General features: G+C 61.6%; 16 protein-coding genes. 10 read left to right on the top strand and 6 right to left on the bottom strand.

The genetic code is table 11. The features are described from left to right. Positions 1 to 6: 6 nt before the first annotated feature. Both L8I05_RS25055 and L8I05_RS25050 read right to left on the bottom strand, forming a co-directional pair. On the bottom strand, positions 7 to 897 hold the full coding sequence (locus L8I05_RS25055) for an SDR family NAD(P)-dependent oxidoreductase (protein WP_242172203.1): 891 nt from the start codon (positions 895 to 897) through the stop codon (positions 7 to 9). After that, positions 894 to 2,429 carry an NAD(P)/FAD-dependent oxidoreductase gene (locus tag L8I05_RS25050; RefSeq protein WP_242172200.1) on the bottom strand — a complete coding sequence of 512 codons (1,536 nt, stop codon included), beginning with the start codon at positions 2,427 to 2,429 and terminating at the stop codon, positions 894 to 896. The genes L8I05_RS25055 and L8I05_RS25050 overlap by 4 nt, the downstream gene beginning before the upstream one ends. A 275-nt stretch (positions 2,430 to 2,704) precedes the next feature. Here L8I05_RS25050 and L8I05_RS25045 point away from each other — a divergent pair, with 275 nt between their 5' ends. From L8I05_RS25045 to L8I05_RS25000, 10 genes are all read left to right on the top strand, one after another. Then, the gene (locus tag L8I05_RS25045) at positions 2,705 to 3,703 is read left to right on the top strand and encodes an alpha/beta hydrolase (protein WP_242172198.1); all 999 of its coding nucleotides are present in this window, start codon (positions 2,705 to 2,707) and stop codon (positions 3,701 to 3,703) included. 257 nt (positions 3,704 to 3,960) lie between these two features. After that, the gene (locus L8I05_RS25040) at positions 3,961 to 5,241 is read left to right on the top strand and encodes an alkane 1-monooxygenase (protein ID WP_242172187.1); all 1,281 of its coding nucleotides are present in this window, start codon (positions 3,961 to 3,963) and stop codon (positions 5,239 to 5,241) included. A 130-nt stretch (positions 5,242 to 5,371) separates the two neighbouring features. Beyond that, complete coding sequence (gene praA / locus L8I05_RS25035) at positions 5,372 to 5,866, top strand: alkane oxidation protein activator PraA (protein WP_242172185.1); 495 nt, start codon at positions 5,372 to 5,374, stop codon at positions 5,864 to 5,866. Between the two features lie 122 nt (positions 5,867 to 5,988). Continuing rightward, on the top strand, positions 5,989 to 6,483 hold the full coding sequence (gene praB / locus L8I05_RS25030; protein WP_242172183.1) for an alkane oxidation protein activator PraB: 495 nt from the start codon (positions 5,989 to 5,991) through the stop codon (positions 6,481 to 6,483). A gap of 214 nt (positions 6,484 to 6,697) precedes the next feature. Continuing rightward, positions 6,698 to 8,149: an outer membrane protein transport protein gene (locus L8I05_RS25025; protein ID WP_242172172.1), complete on the top strand. Its 1,452-nt coding sequence runs from the start codon at positions 6,698 to 6,700 to the stop codon at positions 8,147 to 8,149. Positions 8,150 to 8,426: 277 nt separating this feature from the next. Then, entirely contained in the window at positions 8,427 to 10,952 is a 2,526-nt protein-coding gene (locus L8I05_RS25020; protein ID WP_242172154.1) for an acyl-CoA dehydrogenase, read from the top strand. Positions 10,953 to 11,088: 136 nt separating this feature from the next. After that, positions 11,089 to 12,432 (top strand): 3-oxoacyl-ACP reductase, encoded by a 1,344-nt coding sequence (locus L8I05_RS25015; protein WP_242172152.1) that lies wholly within the window; start codon positions 11,089 to 11,091, stop codon positions 12,430 to 12,432. A gap of 3 nt (positions 12,433 to 12,435) precedes the next feature. After that, on the top strand, positions 12,436 to 13,323 hold the full coding sequence (locus tag L8I05_RS25010) for a MaoC/PaaZ C-terminal domain-containing protein (protein ID WP_242172144.1): 888 nt from the start codon (positions 12,436 to 12,438) through the stop codon (positions 13,321 to 13,323). Then, on the top strand, positions 13,323 to 14,621 hold the full coding sequence (locus L8I05_RS25005) for an acetyl-CoA C-acetyltransferase (RefSeq protein WP_242172142.1): 1,299 nt from the start codon (positions 13,323 to 13,325) through the stop codon (positions 14,619 to 14,621). Before L8I05_RS25010 ends, L8I05_RS25005 begins: the two co-directional genes overlap by 1 nt. Before the next feature lie 30 nt (positions 14,622 to 14,651). Further along, on the top strand, positions 14,652 to 16,355 hold the full coding sequence (locus tag L8I05_RS25000; RefSeq protein WP_242172139.1) for an AMP-binding protein: 1,704 nt from the start codon (positions 14,652 to 14,654) through the stop codon (positions 16,353 to 16,355). Positions 16,356 to 16,537: 182 nt separating this feature from the next. On the opposite strand, the gene L8I05_RS24995 is transcribed toward L8I05_RS25000, so the two are convergent. From L8I05_RS24995 to L8I05_RS24980, 4 genes are read right to left on the bottom strand one after another with little or no spacing between them, the layout of a single operon-like run. Then, the gene (locus tag L8I05_RS24995; protein WP_242172136.1) at positions 16,538 to 17,515 is read right to left on the bottom strand and encodes an NAD(P)-dependent oxidoreductase; all 978 of its coding nucleotides are present in this window, start codon (positions 17,513 to 17,515) and stop codon (positions 16,538 to 16,540) included. Continuing rightward, a complete protein-coding gene (locus tag L8I05_RS24990; protein ID WP_197627891.1) occupies positions 17,515 to 18,810 on the bottom strand; it encodes an MFS transporter in 1,296 nt (431 codons plus the stop codon). The genes L8I05_RS24995 and L8I05_RS24990 overlap by 1 nt, the downstream gene beginning before the upstream one ends. Positions 18,811 to 18,855: 45 nt before the next feature. Then, the gene (locus L8I05_RS24985; protein WP_242172132.1) at positions 18,856 to 19,797 is read right to left on the bottom strand and encodes a sugar kinase; all 942 of its coding nucleotides are present in this window, start codon (positions 19,795 to 19,797) and stop codon (positions 18,856 to 18,858) included. Continuing rightward, complete coding sequence (locus tag L8I05_RS24980; protein WP_242172131.1) at positions 19,790 to 20,572, bottom strand: sugar phosphate isomerase/epimerase; 783 nt, start codon at positions 20,570 to 20,572, stop codon at positions 19,790 to 19,792. Before L8I05_RS24980 ends, L8I05_RS24985 begins: the two co-directional genes overlap by 8 nt. Between the last annotated feature and the right edge of the window lie 17 nt (positions 20,573 to 20,589).

The raw sequence follows: 20,589 nt of genomic DNA, 5'->3' as shown, positions 1-20,589 counted from the left end.
TCCTGTTCAGAGACGAGGTTCGTCGTTGGTTTCAAACACCGGCGCGCGAGGTTTGGGCGCCATGCGCTTGCTGGCGAACACCACCAGGGCTTGATACGCGGCGGGCAGGCAGCGAGCGAGCAGGTCGAGGAAGTACGCGTCGCGGCCAATCAGCACGCGGCGTTTGTTCTTGCGCACACCGTGCAGGATGACCTTGGCAGCCTGGTCGGCATCTGTGATAAACAGCTTTTCGAAGTCGGCGCGGGCCTGTTGCTCGCTGTGGATCAAAAAGCCGGTCATGTTCGCGTCGATGCGGCTGCTGCGGCAGATATCGGTGCGAATACCCCCAGGGTGTACGCAGGTGGCGGACACGCCGCAGCGTTGCAGGTCGAGTTCCTGGCGCAGGGCTTCGGTAAAGCCGCGCACGGCAAACTTGGTTGCGTTGTAGCCGCTCATGCCGGGCTGGGCGAACAGGCCGAACACGCTGGAGGTGTTGATCACATGGCCATCGCCGGAGGCTTTCAGATACGGCAAAAATGCCTTGGTGCCATGCACCACGCCCCAGAAGTTGATGCCGACGATCCACTCAAGGTCCGCATAGTCCACGCCTTCAACGGTACTCGACAACGCCACGCCGGCATTGTTGAAGATCAGGTTGACCTGGCCGTGGTCGGCCATGCAGCGCGCCGCCCAGTCCTGCATGGCCTGGCGGTCGGACACATCGAGCACCTGGGTGGTGATCGTCACCGGGGCCAGCGTCGAGGCCTTGATCAGCGCCACGGTCTGTTCCAGCCCTTGGCTGTTCTTGTCTGCCAGCGCCAGGTGGCAACCTTCGCGCGCCAGGGCCAGGGCCAGGGCGCGCCCCATGCCGGACGCTGCGCCAGTGATGGCCGCCACGCGGCCGTTGAATGATTTCATGACAGGCTGCCTTCTACGCTGGAGTGGGGCGCCGCAACCGGGCGCGGGGTGGGCGTGGGCAACGGCTCGGTGAGGTAGTCCTTGAGCGCGAAATGCCGCGTGACCTGCTTGAAGCGCCAGGTCGAGCCGGGCCATAACGTGGTGTTCTTGCCGGTGCGCGGGTCCAGATACCAGCTCTGGCAACCGCCGGTGTTCCAGATGGTGCGCTTGAGCTGGTCCTGCAATCGGCTGTTGTAGGCCAGCTCGACCGCCGGTTTGACGTCGACCGTGGCGAGGCGCTGGCGCTGCATGTGCTTCAGCGCATCGAGGATGTAGGTGACTTGGGCCTCGATCATCAGAATCATCGAGTTGTGCCCAAGGCCGGTGTTCGGCCCGACGATCAAAAACAGGTTCGGATAGCCCGGCACGGTGGTGCCTTTGTAGGCGTGGGCACCGTCGCGCCAGGCGTCCATCAGGTCGATGCCATCGCGACCGATGATGCAATCGCGCGGCAGCGGGTCGGTGGCCTGGAAGCCGGTGCCGAAGATCAGGCAGTCGGCCGGGTGTTTGATGCCGTCGGCGGTGATCACGCCATCGGCTTCGATGCGCAGCACGGTGTCAGTTACGACTTCGACATTGCTGCGCGACAGCGCCGGGTAGTAGTCGTTGGAGATCAGCACGCGCTTGCAGCCGATGGTGTAGTCCGGCGTCAGGGTTTTGCGCAGGGAAGGGCGCGCCACTTGTTTGCGCAGGTGCCGCAGGGCAATTTTCTGCACCATCTTCATCAGCCGAGGATGCAGGGCAAAGCCCACCACGCGGCCTTCCAGCGCCCAGTAAAACGCCCCGCGCACCAGGCGCTGGGTGAAGGGCAGGTGCTTGAAGGCCCAACGTTCGAGGCGGGAAATTTCGCGGTCGGGCTTGGGCATGATCCACGGCGGCGTGCGTTGGAACAGGTCCAGGTGCGCCACCTGCGGGGCGATCTGCGGCACGAACTGGATAGCGCTGGCGCCGGTGCCGATCACCGCCACGCGTTTGCCTTTCAATGAATAGTCGTGGTCCCAGTGCTGGGAGTGAAAGCGCTTGCCCTTGAAACTGTCCAGCCCTGGAATATCCGGCAGCGCCGGGCGCGACAAGCCGCCCATGCCCGACACCAGCACCCGCGCGCTGACCTGGCGGCCATCGCTGAAGCGCAGTTGCCAGCGCTGCTGCTGTTCATCGAACACCGCACGTTCAAGGCCCATGCCGAAGCGCAGGTAGGGCGCCAGCCCGAAACGTTGCGCGCATTGTTCAAGGTAGGCGCGGATCTCCGCCTGCGGTGCGAACTGCCGCGTCCAGTCCGGGTTGGGCGCAAACGAAAACGAATACACATGCGACTGCACATCGCAGGCGCAGCCTGGGTAGTGGTTGTCACGCCAGGTGCCGCCGAGGGTGTCGGCCTGCTCGGCGATAAAGAAGTCGGTGAACCCGGCTTCCTTGAGTTTGATCGCCATGCACAGGCCGGCAAAACCTGAGCCGATGATGGCGATGTCGATGGAATCGCTGTGGGCATTCATGGGTTGTCCCTCGTGGGCATCGATGTGCTCCTGTTTTTGTTTTGTCTTTTAGATAGAACACCATTGCAAAGGAAAAATGAATTAATTATTTTAAAAAAGATTTTAAATAATCTACCTGAAAATTTCGCCTACGCTAGGACCTTGTTCCGCATGTGCGATTTGTCCGACGGACGCGCACCGTATGCAGGCAGTTTAGGTCCAGGGTGTGGACGATGGCTGAGGCCTTGATCAATACCGGTCAGGTCGCCAGCGGCAGGGAAGCAGAGGACCGAGCTATGGCTGTTGAATGGGTTGTCGCTGCGGGAGTACTGGTCGGCGCGAGTGCCGTGTTATGGGGCTTCAGTGCCTGGATGACACGGCGCATAGAAGCCCGCGTGCCGATCAACGGGCGTTTCGTCGAGGTCGATGGCGAGCGCTTTCATTATGTCGAGGAAGGTAAAGGCCCACCGCTGGTCATGATTCACGGGCTGATGGGCAGCAGTCGTAACCTGACGTATGCCTTGTCCGGCCAGTTGCGTGAGCGCTTTCGCGTGATCACGCTGGACCGTCCGGGCTCCGGCTATTCCACCCGGCAGGCGGGCACGGCGGCAGACTTGCCGGCCCAGGCCCGCCAAATCGCGGCGTTTATCAAGACGCTGGACCTGGATAAACCCTTGGTGCTGGGCCATTCCCTCGGCGGCGCGATAGCGCTGGCCTTGGCGCTTGATCACCCGCAGGCAGTATCCGGGTTGATCCTGGTGGCGCCGCTGACCCATCCGCAGCGCATGCTGCCGGCGGTGTTTCTGTCTTTGGCCGTGCGCCCGGCCCTGTTGCGGCGCTGGATGTCACACACCCTGACCATGCCCGTGGGCCTGCTGACCCGCAGCGCGGTGGTGAAAGGCGTGTTCGCCCCGGATGCCGCGCCAGATGACTTCGCCACGCGCGGTGGCGGGCTGCTGGGTATGCGCCCGCACAACTTCTATGCCGCCTCCACCGAGATCAACACGGTCAACGATCACTTGCCGGACATGGTCAAGCGCTACCCGCAACTGACTCTGCCGATCGGGCTGATCTATGGCGCGCGCGACAAGGTGCTGGACTTCCAGAAGCACGGCCAGGCCCTGGCGAGCAAGGTGCCGGGGCTCAAGCTGCAGGTGGTGGAGGGCCGCGGGCATATGTTGCCGATCACCGCCACAGAGCGTGTGGTGGCGGTGGTGGAGCAGGTGGCCAAGCGCGTGCGCCCAGCCGAAAGCGCCACGCTGTTGCACCCGCCGTTTGCCCTGGCGAGTAAATAACTGTGCTATCCGATTCGCGGTTCAACGGCGTCGATGCCTGCTCTAGACACCTGACCAAACGGCTGAAAAAGAGACTGCCTGGTCACGTCGAAAAGCCTTCGAGAAACTAGTTGACGACCTAACGATTCCGCGCTATTTATTTAAAAAATTATTTCAATGTCTAATTTGAAACAATTTTTGAAGAGCTTAAGAGCGAATAAAATAATGAAAAAAACGCCTTTTATCGCCTCTCTAATCTGTCTCGTTCGGAGGCTGCCATGAATCAGACATTGGCAACCCCGACCGTCTGGACCGACGGCAAACGTCACCTGTGGTGGCTGGGCATCATGCCTTTGGCTACCCCGTTGCTTTCCGGCGCCCTGGCCATCACCACCGGCGTGCAGCAACTGTGGTGGGTCGGCGTATTGATCATCTTCGGCTTTATCCCGTTGATCGACGGCCTGCTCGGTGAAGACGTCAGTAACCCGCCCGAATCCGCCGTCAGCAACCTCGAATCGCAACGCTACTATCGTTGGATCGTCTACACCGGCGTGGTGTTTGTGATCGCCTCGGTGGTGATCACCGGCTGGCTGGCCGCCGGCGGTATCGACTGGATCATCAACGGCGGCCTGCTCAACGCCACCGCAACCCTCGACCCGTCGAGCTGGCTGGCCAAGACCGCTGCGTTTATTACCGCACGTACCGAGTTGCACGGCGAGGTTAGCGGTTTCACTTACCTGGGCATGGCGATGTCCACCGGTGCCGCCACCGGTATCGCCATCAACACGGCCCACGAACTGGGGCACAAGCCCAAGCCGCTGGAAGTGTTCCTGGCCAAAGTTACCCTGGCGCCGACCTTCTACGGGCACTTCTACACCGAACACAACCGTGGCCATCACGTCCGCGTGGCAACCCCGGAAGATCCGGCCAGTTCGCGTCTGGGTGAAAGTTTCTGGGCGTTCCTGCCGCGCTCGGTGTGGTTCAGCGCCACGTCGGCCTGGAACCTGGAGCGTGAACGCCTGCGCAAACTCGGCCTGCCGGCGTTGCACTGGAAGAACGCCGTGCTCAGCGCCTGGATGTACAGCGTGGTGTTGTGGGGCGCGATGATTGCCTGGCTGGGCGCGGCGGTGATTCCGTTCCTGATCATCCAGGGCATCTACGGGTTCTCGTTGCTGGAAGTGGTGAACTACGTCGAGCACTACGGCCTGAAACGCCAGAAGTTGCCCAATGGCCGTTATGAACGTTGTTCGCCGCGGCACTCGTGGAACAGCAACCGTATTGTCACCAATATCTTTCTGTTCCAACTGCAACGGCATTCCGACCACCATGCCAACCCCACGCGCAGTTATCAGTCGTTGCGCCACTTTGATGAATCGCCGCAACTTCCTTACGGTTACGCGAGCATGATTGTCTGGGCCTATGTGCCGTACTTGTGGCGCCGGCGCATGGACCACCGGGTACTTAATCATTACGCCGGGGATATCACCCTGACTAATCTTCAGCCGTCACAACGCTTGAAGTACCTGGAGAAATACAGCAACAGTGCCAGGCCGTTTTAATCTGATTTAAACAGCAGTGGGCGTACTCGCAATCTGAGTATTGCGCAGGGTTTTATCGCCCACGGTTTACCGAACTGAGTACCGCAAAGTTTGACCCTACAACAATAATTTCAAGGGAAGGACGTACATTATGCAAAGCCCTGCCTCGTTCACCGCTCACGTTATTTTGGCCGCCCTGGGCCTGATTATTTACCACCAGGCCCAGGCCGCCCGCATCGAACCTGCCGGCAGCGCCTTTACTGCCCAGGGGCCGATCAGCTTTTCCAAGGGCGCACTGATCAGCGCCGACTGCACCATCAAGGTTGCGGGTAAAGTCGCCGCCGATGGTGCGTCGGTGAATGTCGATAAAGTTGAATTTGACGGCGGCCTTAAATGCAGTCGCGTCGAAGCCATCAACTTGCCGTGGGTATTAGTTGCCAAAGATACCAAGAGCGGGTCCATGTCAAAGATCAGTGTGGACGTGCATGCGTTCGGTTTAGGCGGCAAGTGCGGCCCTTCAACCGCCGACGGCACCTGGGATAACGCCACCGGCAAGTTGGAAGCCGTGAATGTGCCGATTGGCGAAGACTGCAAGATCAAGACGGTGTCGATCAAGATGCCGCCGAGCTTCAAAGTTGTGGAATAAACAGTGCGGTAATTGAATTGAGATTTGGCTGGAAAGGGAAGTTCTGCAGTTTCACCGTGACCTCTCGATCATGGCCATTACCCCCTGGCGAAATGAATCGCCATAACATGTGAGGAAAAACAATGAAAAGCTTGAAAACTCTCGTGTCGTTGACTGCTCTGACTGTTTGCATGGGTGCTGCTTCGATGGCCAATGCCTATAGCATCAGCCCGGTGAATACCAGCTTTACTGCACCCGGTACTATTTCGGTGAAGTCGCCGTCCTCGTTCCAAGCCACTGTTAACTGCGGCGCAACGTTTACCGGCAATGTCGATGCCACCGGTGTTGCAAAAATCACGGGTGTTGCGGTGACCGGTGGTGGACTGTGCAGCCTGCCAAAAATCACCGGCTTGCCTTGGACGCTGACTGCCACTGCTCCGGCAGCGGGCTCCGTCACCAATGTGGGTTACACCATCGCCGCGTCGGTTCTGTACCCAGCCTCCAACTGCGGCCCTTCCACCATTGCAGTGGGTTACAGCGGTGGCGTACTGACCGCTTCCAACCAGACATTGTCCGGCAGTTGCACCGTAGTAAGCCTGAGCGTTACTCCTTCGCCAGCGCTGACCATTGTGCCTTGAGGGAGCTTGAGAACGAAGGGCTGATCACCCGTTGAAAGACAGGCGCCCCAGGTGGGGCGTCTGTTTACCAGAGGCGGGCGACGCTGCCTGCACATTCACTCCGTGAGAGGGATCGAGGCATTGCGGTTTTGAAACAACGCCCTCACCGGGCGAACCAAGCAGCAAGACGAGCCGGCTGGCGCTGGTTCAGTGAAATAACAATAAGGAGTGCCGCATGAATAATAAAAAACAACAGGTGCAGGTTTTGCTGGGGTTGGCGTTGATGGGAGGGGTCATAGTTGCTGCCCCCGTGCAAGCCGGCGGGTTCTCGACACCGACTTACGGCGCACCCGGCTGGGGCAGGGCGTTTGCCGGTGGCTCGCTGTTCAAGAATGACCCCAGTTCTGCGTTCAACAACCCGGCGGCCATGGCGTTCGTGGACCAGAACGTCGCACAGATGACCGTTGATTACGCGCGCATCAAGATCAAGTACAAAGGCACCGCTTCCGACTACGCGGGCAATCCGATTTCCAATACCCCGTTGGCCGATGGTTTCCCTGATACGTCCGCCACCACCGTCAATAACAACGATGGTGGGCAAGGTGGGTTCACGGCCTGGTTGCCAACGGGTTTCATGGTGATGCCTTTGGGCGACCGCTTCGCTTTCGGTTTGAGCCAGGTCGTACCACAAGGCATGCGCTCCACCTGGAATGAAGACTCCAAGCTGCGTGATTTTGCTGTCGACACCAAAATTGAGACCGTAGGTTTGACGGGCTCCCTGTCGTTCAAGGTCAACGATCAGTTCTCCCTTGGCGGTGGCGTGATCGTGCAGCACAGCAAGGGGTTCGTCAGCCAGAACATCGACTTGTTGTCCGCCGCTGCCGTGTCCAACTCTGTACTGGGCGGTATCAATTTCCCGTCCGATGTGGGGGGCGCGTTGATGCGCGTGAAGGTCGATAACATATCGGCCGGCTGGTTTACCGGCGTTGTCTGGAAACCGACTGATCGAGATACGCTGGGTCTGAACTACCACGCCAAGATCAAGAACAAGATGACCGGCAAGTACAACATTCGTGCCGATCAGTTTTCCTACAACCTTATGACTCAACCGAGCCCGTTTGGCGGTAGCGGCACGCTGGTAAACACCGCTTATCCCGGGTTGGAATTACAACCTGACGGCGCCCATGCGAGTACTCAGTTAGACATCCCAGCCACTGCAGGCCTGGATTGGGTGCACCAGTTCAACGATCGCTTCACGCTGGGTGCGAGCGTCACATGGACCGAATGGTCGTCGTTCAAGGACCTGACGCTGAAGTCCGGCGACATGACCATTGTTTCGATTCCCTATAACTACAAAAACACCTGGATGTACTCACTCGGGGGCGACTTTCGCGCCACTGACGAGCTGACATTGCGTGCGGGTGTCGCACTGGACCAGACGCCGACCCGCAACTCTACCCGTGACCCGCGGATCCCGGATGGTGATCGTACGTTCCTGTCCCTCGGGGCCGGCTACGATGTGAAGCAGGTTAAGGGCTTGAGTTTTGATGTGGCCTATTCCCACCAGTTCGTACAGGAGGTCAAGCTGAAAACCAAGAACGTAGATCGCCTGGGGGGCGCAAGCCTGGACGGCAAGGCTGAATCGTCCGGTGATGTGGTTAGCGTGTCCGCGACGTACAAGTTCTAACGTTGTTCGCACGACGGTGAAGGCAGTCAGCGCATCTGGCTGCCTTCACCTTGTAGGCGCTTGATTACGGACGCGAGTGCGGCCGGTTGCGATGTTTTCATGGCTGATAAGTGCGGCTGAGTTACTGGCCGTCGATTTTTTTCGTCAACGAACTAAATAAATATTTCAAAATAAAATTTGAATTATTTGTTTTGAGTTCGTAGTGTGGCTTTACGCCCCCGCTCAGGCCGAGCGGCCGGCGTGTAGGCCGTACCCTGGATCAAGTAGAGGTATCCCCATGGTTATCTGGTTATTGGCGGGTTTCGCAGCAGCGATTGCCCTGGCGTACCGACAAGCCACCGCCACCCTGTGGCTCGGCGCTGGTGTGATCTGGCTGGCGGTTGGTTATCTGTTGAATGTGGTCGCAGGGTTGGGCGCCACCGTCGCGGCGCTGTTGGTGGTGGCCCCCGCGTTGCTGCTGGCGATCAAACCGCTGCGTCGCGCGTTATTGACCAGCAAGGCCCTGGGCCTGTTTCGTACGATCATGCCGGCGATGTCTGACACCGAACGCGCGGCTATCGAGTCCGGCACCGTGTGGTGGGACGCCGAGCTGTTCAGCGGCCAACCCAACTGGGACCGCCTGCTTAAAGCCGCACCGGCCAGCCTCAGCGCCGAGGAACAAGCCTTCCTCGACAACGAGGTCGAGACGCTGTGCGACATCGCCAACGACTGGGAAACCACCCAGGTCTGGCAGGACATGTCTCCCGAAGGCTGGCAATACACCAAGGATGCCGGGTTTCTCGGCATGATCATTCCCAAGCAGTACGGCGGCAAAGGCTTCTCCCACTATGCGCATTCGCAGGTGGTGATGAAGCTGTCGACGCGCTGCTCGGCGGCGGCGATTTCGGTGATGGTGCCCAACTCCCTGGGCCCGGCCGAACTGCTGCTGCATTACGGCACCGATGCCCAACGCAATTACTACCTGCCACGCCTGGCGCGCGGTGAAGACATCCCGTGCTTTGCGCTGACCAGCCCGTACGCGGGCTCCGATGCCGGGGCGATTCCGGACCTGGGCATTGTCTGCAAAGGCCTGCACGAAGGCGAGGAAGTGCTGGGTTTCAAAGTGACCTGGGACAAGCGCTACATCACCCTTGGCCCGATCGCCACGGTGCTCGGCCTGGCGTTTCGCGCCGAAGACCCGGACGGTCTGCTGGGTGCGCCCGGTTCGCTGGGGATTACTTGCGCGCTGATCCCGACGTCCCATCCCGGTGTGAACAGTGGCCGTCGTCACTGGCCGCTGAATGCTGTGTTCCAGAACGGACCGACCACCGGCAAGGATGTGTTTATTCCGCTGGAATGGGTGATCGGTGGTCGTGAACAAGTCGGCAACGGCTGGCGCATGCTGATGGAATGCCTGGCCGCCGGGCGCGCGATTTCGTTGCCATCGGCCAACGTCGGCCTGGGCAAAGTTGCGGTACGCGGCACCACCGCCTACGCGGCGATGCGTAAACAGTTCGGCCTGCCCATCGGCAAGTTCGAAGGCGTGCAGGCGCCGCTGGCGCGCATGGCCGGGCACTTGTATGCCTGCGATGCGGTGCGCAAGGTGTCGGTGGCGTCGTTGGATGCGGGGGAGAAACCCTCGGTGATCTCGGCCATCGCCAAATACCACGTCACCGAGCGTGCGCGGATCATCGTCAACGACGGCATGGACATCGTTGCCGGCAAAGGCATCTGCATGGGGCCGAACAACTTCCTCGCCCGTGCCTACCAGCAAAGCCCGATTGCGATCACGGTGGAGGGCGCGAACATCATGACCCGCTGCCTGATCATCTTTGGCCAGGGCCTGATTCGCTGCCATCCTTATGTGTTCCGCGAAATGGAAGCCGCGCGCAACCCGGACCGGCGCCAGGCGCTGGAAGCCTTCGACAGCGCGATGTTCGGCCATGTGAGTTTCGTACTGGCCAATACCGTACGTGCGGCGGTGCACTCGCTGACCGGCGGGCGCTTGCTTTCCGCCCCGGCCAAGACCGACCCGGCGCTGGCGCCTTACTACCGCCAGGCCAATCGGCTCTCCGTGGTGCTGGCGTTGATTTCGGATGTGTCCATGGGCGTGCTCGGCGGCGCGCTCAAGCGCAAGGAAAGTATCACCGGGCGCCTGGGCGATATTCTGTCGCAGCTGTACATCCTGTCCTGCGTGCTCAAGCGCTTTGAGGATGACGGCCGGCCCCAGGCCGACCTGCCATTGGTGCACTGGTCGGCCCAGGATGCGTTGCTGCGGGCCCATGAAGCCCTGGCCGAAGTGCTGGATAATTACCCGTCGAAAGCCGCTGCAGCCGTGGTGCGCGGCTTGAGTTTCCCATTGGGTATCCCACTGCGCAAACCGTCGGATCGTTTGCTCGCCCAAGTGGCCGACGTGGTGCAAACCCCCGGTGAAACCCGCGACCGCCTGCTGGCCAATTCCTACATCCCACGGCCGGAAATCGACAAGTTGGCCTACGGCGAATTGGGTTTCCGCCTGTTACCGCAAGTCGAGCTGATCGACGCCCGGCTCAAGTCCGCCGTCAAGCAAGGCCTGATCGAGCCGATGCCGATTTCCGCCACGGCCTTCACCGGCTGGCGCGTCAAGGCGCGGGCATTGGACCTGATCAGCGACGACGAAGACAGCCTGCTCGGCCGTTACGTGGAATACGCCGACCACGGTATCCAGGTCGACGACTTCCCGCAGGACTTTGGTTTGCTGGAAGCGTTGCAGCAGCGTCAACAGGCTCTTGAGCCCAAGGCCAAACGCCGCACCCCCCAAAGCGAAAACGCCTCGGTCAACTAGGAGAAACCCGACTCAAATGTGGGAGCTGGCTTGCCTGCGATAGCGGTTTACCTGACACACCGCCATCGCAGGCAAGCCAGCTCCCACAGAGGGGCGGGTTTACACGGCAAGACACGGTTGTGAGTGAATTCTTACTATGAGTGACAGCTACCTATCTTTCGTCAATTCCCCCTGGGGCCGGCGCCTGGCCCAGGCCATCGGCCTGCCGCAACCCTTGCCGCTGCAACGTTATCGCAGCGGCCAACAGGGCCTCGCCAACCCGGTGATTGTCGCCGGGGCAGGGCGGCTGACCGCGCAGGTGCAGCAGATTTTCGCCGCCACCGACACGGTCGCCGCCACCCCGGCCACCGTCAAGGCGCCGTCCACGGTCAAGGTGCAAGGCGCGGTGTTCGACGCCACCGCAGTGCTCGACCTGCAGCAGCTCGATGAGCTTTACGTGTTTTTCCACGCCAATGCCAAACGCCTCGGCCAGCATGGCCGCGTGGTGGTGCTCGGCACGGCGCCGGAACATTGCCAGGACTTGCCCCAAGCCATCGCCCAACGCGCCCTTGAAGGCCTGGTGCGGTCGCTGGCCAAGGAGCTGCGCCGGGCGATCACCGTGCAATTGCTCTATGTCGCGCCGGGCGCCGAAGACGCCCTGGACAGCAGCCTGCGCTTCTTTCTGTCGCGCCGTTCGGCCTATGTGTCCGGGCAAGTGGTGCGCCTGGAGAAACCGGTGGACGGCCACCCAACCGTCAACTGGGACAAACCCTTCGCCGGCCGCCGTGCCCTGGTCACCGGCGCGTCCCGTGGCATTGGTTTGGCCATCGCCCAGGTGCTGGCCCGCGAGGGCGCCCACGTGGTGTGCGTCGACGTGCCCCAAGCCCAGGACGCGTTACAGCAAGCCGCCAGCAGCGTGAACGGCTCCGCCTTGCCGCTGGACATCACTGCCACGGACGCGGCCGCGCTGTTGCAGGCGCATGTCAGCCAGTACGGCGCGTTCGACGTGGTGGTGCACAACGCCGGCATTACCCGCGACAAAACCATCGCCAAGATGACCGAGGCGGCGTGGCGCAGTGTGCTGGCGGTGAACCTGGAAGCGCCGTTGCAACTGAGCAATGCGTTGCTGCACAGCCAAGGGCTCAATCCTGGTGGGCGCATCGTGTGCGTGTCGTCGATTTCGGGCATTGCCGGTAACCTCGGGCAAAGCAACTACGCCACTTCCAAGGCTGGCGTGATTGGCCTGGTGCAAGGTCTGGCGCCCGTGGCGGCGGCGCAGCAGGTGACGGTGAATGCCGTGGCGCCCGGGTTCATCGAGACGCAGATGACGGCCAAGATTCCGCTGATGATTCGCGAGGCCGGGCGGCGTATGAATTCGCTGTCCCAGGGCGGGCAGCCGATTGATGTGGCCGAGACGATTGCCTGGCTGGCGCACCCGGCGTCCGGCGCGGTCAATGGCCAAGTCGTACGCGTGTGCGGCCAAAGCCTGCTGGGGGCCTGAGCCATGGACTACGTGACGCAGATAATCGACCCGCCACCGTCGCGCACCCAGTTGCTGCTGGACGGCGTGCGCGCGCTGCGCAAGCCCAAACTCGACGCTGCGCCGCAACTGCCCAACGCACGGCTGGTGCGCGCGGCGGTGGAACTGTCGGCCAGCGGCATCGCGGCGTATGGGCGCGCCTGTGGTTTTCGCCGCGAGCAGGGCGTGCCGTTGTCTTACCCGCATGTGTTGGCGTTCCCGTTGCACTTGATGTTGCTGACGCGGCCGAGCTTCCCGTACCCAGCCAGCGGCATGGTGCACCTGGCCAATCGCATTCGTCAGCACCAGCGCCTTCACGAGGCGCAGGCCTTGCGCCTGGAGGTGTTTTGCGAGCGTTGGGTGGCGCATCCCAAGGGCCAGGCGCTGAGTATTGCCACGCGGGCCTACAGCGCCGACGCGCTGGTGTGGGAGAGCGACAGCCTGTACCTGCGCCGCGACGTGAAAGACCCGGTCGGCGAACCGTGGGACGACGTATTGCCGCTGCAGGAGGACGGCCTGTTGCGCACCCAGCGCTGGGTGTTGCCTGCCGACCTGGGCCGACGGTTTGCCAAGGTCTCGGGGGATTTCAACCCGATTCACACCTCGGTGATCGGCGCCAAGATCTTCGGCTTTCGCCGTGCCATCGCCCACGGCATGTGGACCCTTGGCCGCGCATTGGCCGCGCAGCAACCGCCCGGAGGGCTGGAGGCGGCTGAGGCCCATTGCGACTTCAAGCTGCCGATCTTCCTGCCCGGCCAGGTCGCGCTGTGGAACCGCCCGGTGAGCGGCCCGCGCCGTGAGTTCGAGGTGCGCAATGCGGCCGGTGATAAACCGCATATGCGTGGCTTATTTATTTGGAAAGAGAGCCGTTGATGAGTGACTACAGCTTCAACCCGGCCCCGGTTCGCCGCGTGGCGATTATCGGCGGCAACCGTATCCCGTTTGCGCGCTCCAACACCGTGTATGCCCACGACAGCAACCAGGATTTGCTGGTCGCCGCGTTGCAAGGTCTGGTCGACCGCTACCATCTGCACGGCCAGCGCCTGGGCGAGTTCGCCGCCGGCGCGGTGATCAAGCACTCGCGGGATTTCAACCTGGCGCGTGAGTCGCTGTTGTCCACCACGTTATCGCCGGACACGCCGGCCTACGATGTGCAGCAAGCCTGCGGCACCGGCCTGGAGGCGGCGTTGCTGGTGGCGAATAAAATCGCCCTGGGCCAGATCGACGTCGGCATCGCCGGTGGTTCCGATACTACTTCCGACGCGCCCATCGGCATCAACGAAGCCCTGCGCCATACCTTGCTCGCGGCCAATCGTGCCAAGGGCTTGGGCGACAAGCTCAAGGCGTTGCTCAAGGTGCGCCCGGCGATGTTTTTCAAGCCGTTGCTGCCGCGCAATGGCGAGCCGCGCACCGGCTTGTCCATGGGCGAACACTGTGAAGAAATGGCCAAGCGCTGGCAGATCAAGCGCCTGGCCCAGGATGAGCTGACCCTGACCAGTCACCAACGCCTGGATGCGGCCTATAAGCGCGGCTTTTTCGACGATTTGATCAGCCCTTATCGAGGTCTGGCGCGCGACAATAACCTGCGCGCCGACGCCAGCCTGGAAAAGCTCGCGGGCCTCTCGCCCGCCTACGACCGCCAGAACGGCACGCTCACGGCAGGCAACTCCACGCCGCTGACCGATGGCGCCTCGGTGGTGCTGCTGGCCAGCGAAGCCTGGGCCGCCGAACACGGCTTGCCGGTGCTGGCCTACTTGCGCACCGGCGAGACGGCGGCGGTGAATTTTGTCGACGGCAACGAAGGCCTGCTGATGGCCCCGGCCTACGCGGTACCGAGGATGCTCAAACGCGAAGGCTTGAGCTTTGCCGACTTCGATTTCTTTGAAATCCATGAAGCGTTTGCCGCCCAGGTGCTGTGCACACTCAAGGCCTGGGAAGACGCCGATTATTGCCGCGAGCGACTAGGCTTGGACGCACCGCTGGGCGCCATCGACCGCAGCAAGATGAACGTCAACGGCGGCTCGCTGGGTTGTGGTCACCCGTTTGCGGCGACCGGCGGCCGGCAATTGGCGGCGCTGGCCAAAACCATTCATGAAAATGGCGGCGGGCGTGGCCTGATTTCGATCTGCGCGGCGGGCGGGCTGGGCATTACCGCCATCGTCGAAAAGTAGCGTTAAAACAATAACAACAAGGAGACTGCCATGAACGCTGTAAGCCTGGAACACGCAGAACGGATCTGGTTGAACGCTTACTTGCCCGGCGTGCCGGCAGACATTGAGGCCGGCATCGAGGCCTACCCGTCGTTGCGCGAGGTGTTCCTCGAGCACCTGGACAAGTTCCGCGAGCGTGTTGCCTACGTCAGCATCGGCACCGAAATGACCTATGCCGACTGGAAAGTGCAGGGCCTGGCCTTTGCCGCGTGGCTGCAGGGCCAGGGCGTGAAGAAGGGCGACCGCGTGGCGTTGATGATGCCCAACTGCTTGCAATACCCGATCTGCCTGTTGGGCACGATCCTGGCCGGTGCGGTGGTGGTTAACGTCAACCCGCTGTACACCGCCCATGAGCTCAAGCATTTGCTCAAGGACAGCGAAGCCCAAACCGTGGTGATCTTCGAGAACTTCGCCCACACCCTGGAAAAGGTCATTGCCGGCAGCAGCGTCAAACGCGTGGTGGTGGCGGCCATCGGCGACTTGCTGGGCACCTTCAAGGGTGCGGCGATGAACTTTATCCTGCGCAGCGTGCAAAAGCAGGTGCCGCGTTTCAATCTGCCCGGCGCCTTGCGCTTCAACCAGGTGCTGAAACAGGGGCGGGTGCTGAACCACTTTCCAGTGGCGATGAACCTGGATGATTTGGCCTTTCTGCAATACACCGGCGGCACCACCGGCGACGCCAAGGGCGTGATGCTCAGCCACCGTAATATCATCGCCAACCTGCTGCAGGCCAAGGCCTGGGTTGGGGACCAGCTGGACCAGAACAAGCAGGAAACCAACGTCACCTTGCTGCCGCTGTACCACATCTTTTCACTGACGGTGAACTGCCTGATGTTCATGTGCCTGGGCGGGCGCAACATCCTGATCGCCAATCCGCGTGACGTGAAGCGCGTGCAGATGATCCTGCGCAAGGAGCGCTTCAACGGGATTGCCGGGGTCAACACGTTGTTCAATGGCTTGCTGGAAAATCAGGAATTCTGCGCGCGGGATTTCTCCGACCTGCGCATGGTCATCGCCGGCGGCATGGCCACGCACACGGCGGTGGCCAAGCGCTGGAAGGAAGTCACTGGGCTGCCGATCATCGAAGGCTACGGGCTGACCGAGTGCTCGCCGGTGGTGAGCATCAGCCCGATCAACATCGCCCGCATGCGCGAGATGGAATTCACCGGCAGCATCGGCGTGCCTTTGCCGTCGACCTGGGTGCGGTTTATGCGTGAGGACGGCGAACTGGCCGACGTCGGTGAGCAGGGCGAATTACAAGTGCGCGGCCCGCAGGTGATGCAGGGTTACTGGAAGCGCCCGAAGGAAACCGCCGAAGTGCTGGATGCGCAGGGGTGGCTGTCGACGGGTGATATTGGCGTGATGGACGAGCGCGGTTACATCCGCCTGGTGGACCGCAAGAAAGACATGATCCTGGTCTCGGGCTTCAACGTGTACCCGAATGAAATCGAAGACGTGGTGGCGTTGCACCCAGGCGTGGGTGAAGTCGCCGCGATCGGCGTGGAAGATGCGGTGACCGGCGAGAAGGTCAAGATCATCGTGGTGCGCAAAGACCCGAACCTGACCCAGGAACAGCTCCTGGCGCATTGCCGCGAATACCTCACGGGCTACAAAGTGCCGCGTTATGTCGAGTTCCGCACCACCGAGTTGCCCAAGACCACCGTCGGCAAAGTACTGCGCCGCGCCTTGCGCTGATCGGCAGAGGCAGGTGCTTCCACAGAGATTTGATTTACACAGCAGGAAATGCGGAATGAACACGGTGAATGTGGGAGCGGGCTTGCTCGCGAATCCAGTGTGTCAGTTTGCATATTGGGTACTGACCCGGCGCCTTCGCGAGCAAGCCCGATCCCACATTGGGCCTGTGTAGGTCTTGGGAATCAGTGTTTCCAGGCCGCGCCATTTACCAGGTTTTTTGGCCGTTCGCCCGACAGTGCCGCCAGCAGATTGTCCACCGCACACTTGGCCATCGCCTCGCGTGTTTCATGGGTTGCCGAACCGATGTGCGGGGTCGCCACCACGTTGTTCAAGCGCAACAACGGCGAGTCGTGGTTCAGTGGCTCGCGTTCAAACACATCCAACCCTGCCGCGCGAATCGTGCGGTTTTGCAGGGCTTCGACCAGCGCGGCCTCATCCACCACTTTGCCGCGTGAGATGTTGATAAAGATCGTCTCCGCACCCATCAGTGCGAATTCCTCAGCGCCGATCAACTTCTCGGTTTCGGCGGTTAACGGCAAGGTCAGGCACACAAAGTCAGCCTGTTGCAGCAAGTCCTCCAAGCTACGAAATTGCGCACCAAAGCGTTCTTCCACCAACGGCTTGGGCGAGTGGCTGTGGTAGATCACCGGCATGCCAAAACCGAAATGCCCGCGCTGCGCCAGGGCTTCGCCGATGCGGCCCATGCCGATGATGCCCAGGGTTTTGCCGTGCACGTCGGTGCCGAAATGCGCCGGGCCGATGTTCTTGCTCCACTGGCCGGCGCGCACCATGTCGGCCAGTTCGACTACCCGGCGCGCAGTCGCCAGGATCAGCGCAAAACCGGTATCGGCGGTGGTTTCGGTGAGCACGTCCGGGGTGTTGCTGAGCAGGATGCCGCGTTCGGTCAAGTAGTCGATATCGTAGTTGTCGACGCCGACCGAAACGCTGGCCACCGCTTCGAGTTTGGGCGCCAGGTCGAGCAGTTTGGCGTCCAGGCGCAGGCTGGCACCGAGCAAACCGTGGGCGCCGGGCAAGGCGTCACGCAGCTTGGCCAGGCCGCTTTCATCCAGCGCCTCAATCAGCGTGACGTCGGCATGTTCATGCAGGCGGGCCATCAGCGGCGCGGAGAGCTTTTTGTATAAAACGACAGATTTTTTCATCAGGTTTTGGCCTTCAATTCGAGGGTAGGCATCGGCACGCGCACACGGTCGCTGGCGCCGGGCTTGAGGAAAATCGTCAGCACCACCGAGAGCATCAACGCACCGCTCATCAGCAGGTACGAGGCGCCCGGCGAACCGGTGCTGCTATTGAGGTAACCGACCAGGTACGAGCCGCCGAAAGAACCCAGCGCGCCCATGCTGTTGATCAGCGCCATGGCGCCACCGGCAACGTTGGCCGGCAGGATCTCGGGGACGATGGCGAAGAACGGCCCATAAGGCGCGTACATGCAGGCCCCGGCGATCACCAGCAGGGTGTAGGACCACCAGAAGTGTTCGGCGCCGAGCACGTAGGAGGCGTAGAACGCGATGGAGGCAATCAGCAGCGGCGGCCACACAAAACGTTTACGTTTTTGCAGTTTGTCCGAGCCCCACGACACGGCGAGCATGCCGATCACTGCCGCCAGGTAAGGCAGCGCCGACAGCCAGCCGGCTTCGACCATGTCCATCTGCAAGCCGGCCTTGAGGATCGACGGCAGCCACAGCACAAAGCCGTACACGCCGATGCTCCAGCAGAAAAACTGCAGCGCCAGGATGATCACTTTGGGCGAGCGAAAGGCTTCGGCGTAGTTCTTCACCGCCTTGATCCCGACTTGTTCGGCGGCCAATGCGCTTTCCAGGTCGCGCTTATGCTGCTCGCTCAACCACTTGGCGTCGGCGGGTTTTTCATCCGCCAGCTTCCACCAGATAAACGCCCAGATCACCGCCGGCAAGCCTTCGATGATAAACATCCAGCGCCAGCTGAAATGCTGCACCAGGTAGCCCGAGACCACTGACATCCACAGCATGGTCACCGGGTTGCCGAGGATCAGGAAGGTGTTGGCGCGCGAGCGTTCGGCGCGGGTGAACCAGTGGCACAGGTACACCAGCATCGCCGGCATCACCGCGGCTTCGACCACGCCGAGCATAAAGCGAATGGCGATCAGCATGTAGGCGTTGGACACCACGCCGGTCAACGTGGCGAGGCCGCCCCAGAGGATCAGGCTGACGAAAATCAGCTTTTTAACACTGCGTTTTTGCGCGTAGATCGCCCCCGGCACCTGGAAGAAGAAATATCCGAGGAAGAACAACGCGCCCAGCAGCGAGGACATGCCGGGGGTGATCATCAAGTCTTCGGCCATCCCTGAGGCGGCGGCAAAACCGTAGTTGGCGCGGTCCAGGTACGCCAGGCTGTAGGTGATAAAAACGATGGGCATGATGTACCACCAGCGACGGGTGGCGAGTTTCAAGGTGTCCATAAAGTTGCTCCTGAGCTTGTTGTAGTTGTGGCAACAGGGTGTAAGTCATGCAACGGATCGAGTGGGTAACTCCGCGCGGGTGGGCAAGCCTTCCATATCGCCGCGGCTCTGCACGGCGCGACTGCCGATCCAGTTACCGCGCTGTACGGCTTCGCGAAAGCTGAGGTTTTCCAGCAGGGCGCTGATCATGCCGACGGCAAAACCGTCGCCGGCGCCGACAGTGTCGACGACTTTTTCCACCGGCACGGCGGCGACAAAGCCCTGGTCCATCTGGGTGCGGTAATAGGCGCCGTCCGGTCCCAGCTTGATGGCCACGGCTTCGGCGCCCTGGTCCAGATAGAACGCGGCGATGTCGGCCGGGTCGTCGAAGCCGGTGAGCAAGCGGCCTTCGCTCAAACCCGGCAGCACCCAATCCGCCTTGGCGGCGAGGGCGTTGATTTGGCTGATCATCTGCGCCTGGCTGGCCCATAACGAGGGGCGCAGGTTCGGGTCGAACGACACGCTGCGCCCGGCCTTGCGCATTTGCGTCATCAACTCGTGGGACAGTTCGCGGGTGGCCTCGGACAACGCCGGGGGAATGCCGGTGGCGTGCAGATGCCGCGCCTGCAGCAGCGCGGGGCTGATGGCGGCAATCGACAAGTGGCTGGCCGCCGAGCCTTTGCGGAAGTACTCCACCTGCGGATCAGCGCCGGCTTCTTCGCGGGATTTGAACTGGAAACCGGTGGGGTGCAGCGGGTCGACTGCCACATGCCGACAATCCAGGCCTTCGTTTTTCAACGTGTCGACCACAAACCGCCCCAGGGAATCCTGCCCGACCCGGCTCAGCCAGGCCACATTGAAGCCCAGGCGTGACAGGCCAATGGCGACATTGCTGTCGGCCCCGGCAATGCGTTTATGGAACTGGGCCACTTGGGCCAGGTCGCCGGTCTGCTCGGCGACAAACATCGCCATGGTTTCACCAAACGAGAGGATATCGATCTCAGACATGGGCATTCTCCGCACGCGGCTGGCCAAGGAGGGCGAGGGTGGCGACCTGTTGCGCGGTGACGTCGATAAGGTCATCGCCTTGCAACGGGAATTCCACGGCCCGGGTAATACCTTGAGTCATATGTTTGAGCAGTTGTTCCCACAGATGCAGGTCGGTGGCGCCGGGCGGCAGGGCGACCAGCTTGCCGTCCGGCCGACGCGCCACGGCCTTGCAATGCAGGTAGTCCACGTGGCGGCCCAGCAGGCGCGCGGCGGTGAGGGCGGATTGGTCCTGCCACTGCCAGTTGCCGATATCGAAGGTCATCTTGACCGGCAGGCCCAGGCGCTCGACTTCGGTGAAAAAACGTTGCATCGGCTCGATCCGCCCGCCATGCAAGGTCTGGTCGTTTTCCACCAGCAACTGAACCGGGTGGCGGTTGAGCAGGGCATGCAGGCTTTGCAGGTCGTTGGTGTCGGTGAAGTAACCGAGGGAGACTTTCAGCCAGCGCGAGCCGAAGGCCTGGGCGCGGTCCAGGGTGGCGGCGAGGTCGGCATTCGGCTGGGCGCGCCCGGCCACCCAGAGTTCCAGCGGTGAAGAGAACACCGACTCCAGGCCATGCTCGGCGGCGGCCTGGGCCAATGTGACCGGGTGTTCGCGGGTCAGCAGTTCTTCACGCCATTCGATGCGCTGGGCGCCGGCTGCGCTGAGCAACTCGACAAAACTCAATTGGCCACGCTCGCGAACCAGGTCGGCGCCGTAGCTGGAAAGGCTGATGGAAACGGGGTATTTGTGCATTGTTGTGTACCTCTGAA

It is taken from the genome of Pseudomonas sp. MONT-RG-20F-20-E-7-02 (assembly GCF_022662395.1).
Classification (GTDB): domain Bacteria; phylum Pseudomonadota; class Gammaproteobacteria; order Pseudomonadales; family Pseudomonadaceae; genus Aquipseudomonas.
This window is presented reverse-complemented; position numbering and strand designations above follow the sequence as displayed.

Coding starts and splice junctions, on each gene's coding strand:
- L8I05_RS25045 (WP_242172198.1), top strand. CDS start 2,705: ATGGCTGTTGAATGGGTTGTCGCTGCGGGAGTACTGGTCGGCGCGAGT.
- L8I05_RS25010 (WP_242172144.1), top strand. CDS start 12,436: ATGGACTACGTGACGCAGATAATCGACCCGCCACCGTCGCGCACCCAG.
- L8I05_RS25020 (WP_242172154.1), top strand. CDS start 8,427: ATGGTTATCTGGTTATTGGCGGGTTTCGCAGCAGCGATTGCCCTGGCG.
- L8I05_RS24985 (WP_242172132.1), bottom strand. CDS start 19,797: ATGTCTGAGATCGATATCCTCTCGTTTGGTGAAACCATGGCGATGTTT.
- praA (WP_242172185.1), top strand. CDS start 5,372: ATGCAAAGCCCTGCCTCGTTCACCGCTCACGTTATTTTGGCCGCCCTG.
- L8I05_RS25040 (WP_242172187.1), top strand. CDS start 3,961: ATGAATCAGACATTGGCAACCCCGACCGTCTGGACCGACGGCAAACGT.
- L8I05_RS25000 (WP_242172139.1), top strand. CDS start 14,652: ATGAACGCTGTAAGCCTGGAACACGCAGAACGGATCTGGTTGAACGCT.
- L8I05_RS24995 (WP_242172136.1), bottom strand. CDS start 17,515: ATGAAAAAATCTGTCGTTTTATACAAAAAGCTCTCCGCGCCGCTGATG.
- L8I05_RS25055 (WP_242172203.1), bottom strand. CDS start 897: ATGAAATCATTCAACGGCCGCGTGGCGGCCATCACTGGCGCAGCGTCC.
- L8I05_RS25025 (WP_242172172.1), top strand. CDS start 6,698: ATGAATAATAAAAAACAACAGGTGCAGGTTTTGCTGGGGTTGGCGTTG.
- L8I05_RS25005 (WP_242172142.1), top strand. CDS start 13,323: ATGAGTGACTACAGCTTCAACCCGGCCCCGGTTCGCCGCGTGGCGATT.
- L8I05_RS25015 (WP_242172152.1), top strand. CDS start 11,089: ATGAGTGACAGCTACCTATCTTTCGTCAATTCCCCCTGGGGCCGGCGC.
- praB (WP_242172183.1), top strand. CDS start 5,989: ATGAAAAGCTTGAAAACTCTCGTGTCGTTGACTGCTCTGACTGTTTGC.
- L8I05_RS24980 (WP_242172131.1), bottom strand. CDS start 20,572: ATGCACAAATACCCCGTTTCCATCAGCCTTTCCAGCTACGGCGCCGAC.
- L8I05_RS25050 (WP_242172200.1), bottom strand. CDS start 2,429: ATGAATGCCCACAGCGATTCCATCGACATCGCCATCATCGGCTCAGGT.
- L8I05_RS24990 (WP_197627891.1), bottom strand. CDS start 18,810: ATGGACACCTTGAAACTCGCCACCCGTCGCTGGTGGTACATCATGCCC.